This is a genomic window from Facklamia sp. P13055, from assembly GCF_050409445.1.
In the GTDB taxonomy this organism is placed as follows: Bacteria; Bacillota; Bacilli; order Lactobacillales; family Aerococcaceae; genus Facklamia.
In genome coordinates, this window is sequence record NZ_JBNUPL010000050.1 from 1 (window position 1) to 1,124 (window position 1,124).

General features: G+C 39.6%; 1 protein-coding gene. It reads right to left on the minus strand.

What is annotated here, in order from left to right; genetic code table 11:
- A partial coding sequence (locus ACQV2O_RS08580) for an ISNCY family transposase (RefSeq protein ID WP_428875563.1) occupies window positions 1–1,030 on the minus strand: 1,030 nt, incomplete at its 3' end.
- Window positions 1,031–1,124: the final 94 nt, after the last annotated feature.

Sequence of the window (1,124 nt, forward strand, 5' to 3'; positions counted from 1 at the left end):
AAGGGTCTATCTTTTGAAAGACATTTCGGTTATCTTTAAGTTGGAAAGCAAATCGCTGATTAAATAGAGGAATAAATTGAATCAAGAAGTGATTCGCTTCCGCTAAGGTTTGGATATTAGCCAGACGCATTTCGCTGATTAAGCGGTCTTGAAGTGTGTTAAACACGCGTTCCACGCGTCCTTTAGCTTGGGGGATTGAAGTCGTCGACAGGACAATCCCTAAGTTTTGGCACATATATCCATACTGTGTTAAGGTTCTCTGGTCAGACAGAGAGCCTTTTTCTTTTCTCCCAGCCTTAAAGATCGTGCGATTATCGGTCAAAATTTCAACAGGAATGCCTTTGTTTTCTAGAAACTGAGCAGAAACTTCATAATAAGCAGCTAAAGTTTCTTGCTTGTCAAAGAAAGCACCGACAATCTCTCCCGAAGCATCATCAATGGCGACGTGTAAAAAGGCTTTTTCTGTTCCAAACCAAACATGTTGAGAAGCATCCATTTGAATTAATTCTCCGGCATATTTTTTGCGGGAGCGAGAAGGATGCGCTTTCTTTCCTTCGACTAATTGGACCTCTTTCAACAGGGAGAGTTCGCGTTGGGTGAGAGTCGATTTGTTTTGTTTGTTTAGCAATTGTTTTTTCCATCGGCGCTTCGTTGAACGACGAGCTTTGGGAGCAAGAATGTGAGCTTGAGACAAAATGTTTCGAACGGAAGATTCAGAAAGACAAAAGCCTTCTTCTTTCACTAAAAACTCATGAAAATGTTTAAAATTAAATGACGCATATTTTGTTTGATAGATAGACACAATTTGTTTTCTAAGAGAAGGTGAAATCTTGGTGGAAGGGGACCTGCCACAGTTCCCATGCTGAAAACCTCGACGTCCTTTCGATAAATAACGTTGAATCAATCGGTTGATTTGACGGCGAGAAAGAGCGAGTTCGACCTCCGCGCGTTGTTTTGTTTTTTTACCATTCACGACTTGTTTAATTGTTTCATAATAATGCTTTTCTTTCACTGTAAGATAATCTCCCATCATTTTCCCTCCTATCCTTTTCATCATTTATTATAGTGGATAGTGGGACATTTTGATTTGTGTTCTCTTGAGACATTATCATTTACGTTTAACA